The following is a 5,651-nucleotide window of genomic DNA, read 5'->3' on the forward strand; positions in this document are numbered from 1 at the left end:
CTTTTAATACTTAAACTGTCAAGAAAGAATTGCTACTCTTTATTAATTCCGTATATAAGATTGAAGATCTGGGTTATAAAGTTACAAATTTTTGAAATATCCGGGATAGAATAATATGGCTCAATTGGTTTACCTTTTAAATACAATATTAGAACTTTATATGCTGATAATGCTTTTATATTGTTTATTTAGTTTTTTGCTTAGTTTGGGTGTAATCACTCTTAATTATGAAATTATAAAAATAGTTTTCCGTATTTTATATCAACTTTGTGAACCTATTCTAGAGCCAATTCGGCGTATTATGCCCAATTTTGGCTTGATTGATATAAGTCCAGTAATTGTTTTTTTGGTAATACGTTATGTTCTTCAGCCTTTGCTCATAAAATTGCTATTGATATCTTATTAAGACTTTATTAAATTGTAAAAACTTATAATCGGTTCTGTAAGGTTTTTTTAAAAGTTAGATTTTTTATACTACAGTATATTATTTAACTTTATATAGTTCTAGATTAAGTTTTTTGCCTGAAGAATAATTTAATCCTTGAATCTGCGCTATTTTAACAACGGGTTTATTAAGCTTGTTGAGGAATTGATTTCGATCTTTATGGTTAATTAAAACCAGCCCACATGATGAATTTTTTTTAAGAAAATCTGCAGAACGCTCTGCATTAAGTAATTGCGTATTTTTTCCTAGTAAAAACACTAAGCTAGGTTCAGAATAAGAGGCAGAAGCCAGAACGCTACTTTTACAAGGTTTTGCTAAGTTAACGGTTTGCGCAATTTTGTTGCTTAACCATTCTGAATGTAAGCAAGGAAGTAAAACAACAAAAATTTCAATGTAAAGAACGATTGCGCTGCCTATGGCTGTCAAACAAGCGCGTTGTACATTATGTTGAAAAATATAGTATATTGTGTAAACAATCAAAATGGATACAGCAAAGGCACCAATAAATGCAGAATTTATCCAAACTCCGGTCATATAATGGGTACAATAGATAGATCCTAAAGTTAAGCTTAATCCGACAACACACCAAAGTCCCATATAAAGGTTAAACAAACCTTTCCCCCATTTAGAAATGGGTCCTATCCAATCTTCAGAAATATTCCATAAAGAAGCAGAGGTCAAAATTGCGATTGCTGGATATGTTGGCAACACATAGTGTGGTAGTTTAGTAGCAATAGCTTCAAAGATAATCCAATGAGGGATAACCCAACAAAGTAAAAATTCAAAAGAAGCAACTTTTCGTTTTTTCCAAATATAAGGTAAGCACCACGCTGTAAAAAGAGATCCTGGCCAGAAACTTACTAAAAAAATTGCTAAATAATATCCTGGCAGCAATCCATGTGCTTGTTGACCAGAGGTGATTTTACCTACAAAATTATTTCCTATTGCGTCGCCAAAGAATTGACCATGGCTTATATGCCATATGGCTATACACCAAGGCAGAGTCATGACAAAAGGGATAAGCCAACCCCAACCTAGTCTTAAATGTTTCCACCAAGTTTTATTTTTTGATATCCACGCCAAGCTTATGGGAGTTAGAAAGGTAGGAATAAGTACGACAGGGCCTTTTAACATTAAACCGCTTCCTATAGCGATCCAATAAATTAAAGGAACCGAAAGCGGTAATTTTTGCTTTTGAGAACGTGCTACCCAAGCTCTAGCCAAGCTGCTTTGGGCGAGTAAGATACAAAATAGTAAGCAAGTGTCAATGGTTGCCATTCTCCCTTCTGCTGTGAGAAGAACAGATACAGCTAATAATAATCCTGCAAGTAAACCGATATAGGAATCAAATAAGATGCTACCAATCCAGACCGTGACCAATACACTTCCCACTGCAGCGAACAAGGAAGGTAAGCGATAGGCCCAAACCGCTTTGTCTTGTGCTGTTCTTGTCATGTTTACAGCAAGAGCTTCGAGCCAATAAATACCTACGGGTTGAAGGTAACGTGGTTTGTCTTGAAAACGCACATCAATATAGTTTTTGCTTTCTATCATCTGAGATGTTGCTTGCATATACCGCGCTTCGTCTCTATCTAGAGGAGGAAGACTGGCGCGCCCAGGAACGAAAAGCATAAAAATAAAGAGCGCAAGCCACAGATAATGCCCCGGTTTTAAGTGAAAATTTTTATCGGCTGTTTTAAATGGGGTCATGCATTTTCTTATATTTTATTAGTATCTGTCGATTTTATGAGGCAGTTTTATACGCTTTAATAGCCATACTACGCCAAAAAGGTCTCCAAGGCCGACTATAGCTCGATTAAAATTAGTATATTTGGAAATACCGTTTAAACGCGATCGATGGTGGACAGGATAACAAGATAGAGGAATCCCGTAGTGTTTAAATAAAGCAGGCAAAAAACGATGCACTCCTTCAAAATGAGGTAGGCGCAAGAAATCATTTTTTAAAAAAAGCTTCATTGGCGCACCTGTATCGACACATCCATCTTTTAAGAGAAATTCTCTAAATTTGTTGGCAAAACGTGTAGCAAAACGGCGGGATAGATTGTCATTTCTTTTCAACCGTACTCCAACAATTAAGGGAGGGCAGTTTAGAGCATTAGCTGCAATAGACCACATGGAAATGATATCTTTGGGGTCATCCTGACCATCTCCGTCCATCGTGGCAATCCACCGGCCTTGGGATTTTTCAATAGCTGTTAATAAAGCCTGAGATTTTCCACAACAATGATCATGCGATAGAATGGTCAAACTAGGCAATATTGTTTTTTTTGCCTCAATGAGGCGTTGCAATGTCTTATCAGTACTACCGTCATTAACAAATATAATTTCAGTTTTGGGAAGCTGGCAAAGAATTGTGGAAATTTCTTTGCAAACTGGAAGAATATTCTCTTCTTCATTTAAAACTGTTACAACAATAGATAAATCATAAACCATTGGGGTTTTAAACGCTATAATTATAAAAAAAATTAAGCAACATGCTGTTTGTCTGAAAGAGTTTTCGGTAATTTATCAATAGCTTTGTCAACTAAATTCGTGTTTTTTTCTTCAGTTAGAACAGAAGAAATAACGTCTCGTGCTGCACAAACTGCAATATCTGCAGCTTTACGACGTACTGCATTTATAGCATCTTGTTCATAAACTTTTAATCGAATGTGTGCTAATTCTTCTTGTCTTTTGGCAGAAGCTTCGGCTTCTTTTTTAGCATTACTTGCTATAAGAGAGGCTGCTTGTTTTGACTCTTCTAACATACGTTCTGCTTGTTTTTTTGTGGCTTCATACTCTTTTTGAGCCTTAGTATAAATATCCTCAGCCTCACGTTTTAGACGACTCGCTTCTTCAAGCTCGGCTTTGACTTTTTGGGTCCGATCATCGAGCATTGCTGCAAAAGGACGCCATATTTTTTTTCCAAAAACGATAAAAAATAATACAAAGGCGATTGCTGACCAAAAATGAGGTTCGTGTACTAGGTGCATTTCATTCTCTTTGTTCGTTACAGGTTAAACGACACCGCTTTATTAATTTTTTCTTTAAGAAGTTGTTGATCCGTCTCTTCATTCAATAAGCGCCGTATTATTGTATTCGCCACATCTGCTGCCACTTGATCTATGTGTGCAAGGCTTAGTTTTTGGGCTTCTTCAATATGCGTTTCTGACTCTTGTATTTCTTTGTTAAGAGTGTCTTGCATGTCTTGCATTAGTTTAACGGAGTTCTGTCGACTTTCTTGTAAAATACTGTCAATTTTTGCTTGCGCCTCTATGGATGCTTGGTGACGTGTTTTATCCAGTGCTTGGACGGCCTTATCGGCCTGCGCCTTTGCGTTTCTTGCAGAAACCATATCTTCATTAATTTTGGACTGTCTATTATTGAGAATGTGTTCAACTTGAGGAATAGAAAAAAATTTAACAAAAAGAAATAAAATAAAAAAGATTACTAAAACCCAAATGAATTGCGCTGTTACAAGCGGATTGGAAAATTCCATTTGAGGCATACCAGCAGCCAGGGCATTTGAGCTTACGGTAAAAGCGAATGCAATGCCAAAGCTGCCTCCCGTTATGAGAGACGCCAACAGATGGATAGAATGGGCTGAAAAACGTCTCACGTATCGTCTCTCCCTACATAAACAAAATAAGGAAAGCAATGAGAAGGGCATAAAGGGCAACAGCTTCAGTAAGGGCGAAACCCAACATACCCAGTCCGAAAACATGGGGGCGAGAAGCGGGATTGCGTGCAATACTGCTAACCAGTGACGAAAAAATATTACCAATACCGATACCAACACCGGAAAGTGCAATGACGGCGAGACCAGCACCTATTTGTTTGGCAGCGATTAAAAGTGAATGATCCATTTAAGTGTTTTCCTTACATTTTTAGATAGATAATTAATTGATTAATGGTAAAAATGAAACTAATGTTCAACTGCTTCTTGTAAATACATGCATGTAAGAATAGTAAATACATATGCTTGTAGTGCACCAACAAGTAACTCAAGGGCAAATAATGCTATATTTAGTAAAATAGGAAAAATTCCCAAAAAGCCACCTAATGCTAAACCTAGGCCAGCTGCTAGCATAATAGTGAATGCAGCAAACATTTCAATCATTACGTGACCAGCGACCATATTTGCAAAAAGTCGTATGGATAAGCTTATAGGTCTAGACAGATAAGAAAGTATTTCAATAGGGACCAAAAGAGGTGCCATTAAAATAGGTGCTCCCGCAGGCATGAAATGAGCAAAAAATTTCAATCCTTGATTTTTAATAGAAACGATGATTGCTAATATAAAAACCATGAGGGCTAATGAAACGGTAACGACAATATGACTAGTAAAAGCAAAGGAAAAAGGCAATAATCCTATGTAATTACCGATCAAAATGTAAAAAAATAAAGCAAATATAAAAGGGAAAAAATTCTTTCCTTTTTCGCCTATAGTGCCGAGTACCATACCATAAACAAACTCATAAAATATTTCCAATGCTGCTTGATAGCGACCAGGAATAATAGCTTTTTTACGCATACCGAAATAAAAAATAATGGGTACTAAAATGGCAGTAATAACCATCATTAATTCGGACTGAGTAAATTTTAATGACTGACCCAATGAACCAAAAATAGGATGTAGTTCGAATTGGCCTAATGCATCTATTCCTTGACTGGCCACTAGTCTTCTCCCAATATTAAATCAAATTTCTTGTAAAAGTGTATCATTTTAACCTTTTATCATTTGGGTTAACCATTCGCCACACATTTAATACTCCAGCACATACGCCTAATAATGAAAAAAGGACAATGAACAAGGGAGATGTTGATAGCCAATAGTCTAAACCGTATCCAATAACAACGCTAACAAAAAAAACTGAAAATAATTCAACTCCAGCTCTAATAACGATTCTCCACAGTTCCTTATCTTCGCTAGACAGATTAAAATAAGGCTCTTTTTTTGAAGCGTTTAATCGTGATTCGAAATCCTGTAGTTTTCTATCAAAAGAATCAAGTTTTTTCTTTTTTTTCTTTTCCAAAAATAAATAGCCTCTTTGCTAAATCATTTTACGAACTTAACGTGGTTGGTAAAAAAATTATTTAAAGAACAAGGGTAATTTTTTTCTATTAGTATTATATCTTAATTTTTATGGTAAAAAAACACGTTTATAAAAAAGCGAACAATTTTGCTCTCTGAACACTTTTGGGG

General features: G+C 35.8%; 8 protein-coding genes. 1 reads left to right on the forward strand and 7 read right to left on the reverse strand.

What is annotated here, in order from left to right; genetic code table 11:
* Positions 1 to 115 precede the first annotated feature (115 nt).
* Entirely contained in the window at positions 116 to 406 is a 291-nt protein-coding gene (locus AABE15_RS09255; RefSeq protein WP_408870252.1) for a YggT family protein, read from the forward strand.
* 78 nt (positions 407 to 484) lie between these two features.
* Here the strand turns inward: AABE15_RS09255 and AABE15_RS05125 are convergent, their stop codons facing one another.
* Genes AABE15_RS05125 through AABE15_RS05155 form a run of 7 tightly spaced genes read right to left on the reverse strand, consistent with a single transcriptional unit; the run spans position 485 to position 5,481 of the window.
* Entirely contained in the window at positions 485 to 2,155 is a 1,671-nt protein-coding gene (locus AABE15_RS05125) for a glycosyltransferase family 39 protein (protein WP_338330210.1), read from the reverse strand.
* An 18-nt stretch (positions 2,156 to 2,173) separates the two neighbouring features.
* Positions 2,174 to 2,899: a glycosyltransferase family 2 protein gene (locus AABE15_RS05130; protein ID WP_338330211.1), complete on the reverse strand. Its 726-nt coding sequence runs from the start codon at positions 2,897 to 2,899 to the stop codon at positions 2,174 to 2,176.
* Positions 2,900 to 2,931: 32 nt separating this feature from the next.
* Entirely contained in the window at positions 2,932 to 3,438 is a 507-nt protein-coding gene (atpF, locus tag AABE15_RS05135) for a F0F1 ATP synthase subunit B (RefSeq protein WP_338330212.1), read from the reverse strand.
* A 17-nt stretch (positions 3,439 to 3,455) separates the two neighbouring features.
* Positions 3,456 to 4,064, reverse strand: coding sequence for a hypothetical protein (locus AABE15_RS05140; protein WP_338330213.1), 609 nt, complete (start codon positions 4,062 to 4,064; stop codon positions 3,456 to 3,458).
* 13 nt (positions 4,065 to 4,077) lie between these two features.
* The gene (locus AABE15_RS05145) at positions 4,078 to 4,311 is read right to left on the reverse strand and encodes an ATP synthase subunit C family protein (RefSeq protein ID WP_338330214.1); all 234 of its coding nucleotides are present in this window, start codon (positions 4,309 to 4,311) and stop codon (positions 4,078 to 4,080) included.
* 59 nt (positions 4,312 to 4,370) lie between these two features.
* The gene (locus AABE15_RS05150; protein ID WP_338330215.1) at positions 4,371 to 5,123 is read right to left on the reverse strand and encodes a F0F1 ATP synthase subunit A; all 753 of its coding nucleotides are present in this window, start codon (positions 5,121 to 5,123) and stop codon (positions 4,371 to 4,373) included.
* A 43-nt stretch (positions 5,124 to 5,166) separates the two neighbouring features.
* Positions 5,167 to 5,481, reverse strand: coding sequence for an AtpZ/AtpI family protein (locus AABE15_RS05155; protein ID WP_338330216.1), 315 nt, complete (start codon positions 5,479 to 5,481; stop codon positions 5,167 to 5,169).
* Between the last annotated feature and the right edge of the window lie 170 nt (positions 5,482 to 5,651).

This window comes from Commensalibacter sp. Nvir, from assembly GCF_963921845.1.
In the GTDB taxonomy this organism is placed as follows: domain Bacteria; phylum Pseudomonadota; class Alphaproteobacteria; order Acetobacterales; family Acetobacteraceae; genus Commensalibacter.

What these genes read in the sequence shown, in the direction of transcription:
- AABE15_RS09255 (WP_408870252.1), top strand. Translation starts at nt 116, where the DNA reads ATGGCTCAATTGGTTTACCTTTTAAATACAATATTAGAACTTTATATG.
- AABE15_RS05125 (WP_338330210.1), bottom strand. Translation starts at nt 2,155, where the DNA reads ATGACCCCATTTAAAACAGCCGATAAAAATTTTCACTTAAAACCGGGG.
- AABE15_RS05130 (WP_338330211.1), bottom strand. Translation starts at nt 2,899, where the DNA reads ATGGTTTATGATTTATCTATTGTTGTAACAGTTTTAAATGAAGAAGAG.
- atpF (WP_338330212.1), bottom strand. Translation starts at nt 3,438, where the DNA reads ATGCACCTAGTACACGAACCTCATTTTTGGTCAGCAATCGCCTTTGTA.
- AABE15_RS05145 (WP_338330214.1), bottom strand. Translation starts at nt 4,311, where the DNA reads ATGGATCATTCACTTTTAATCGCTGCCAAACAAATAGGTGCTGGTCTC.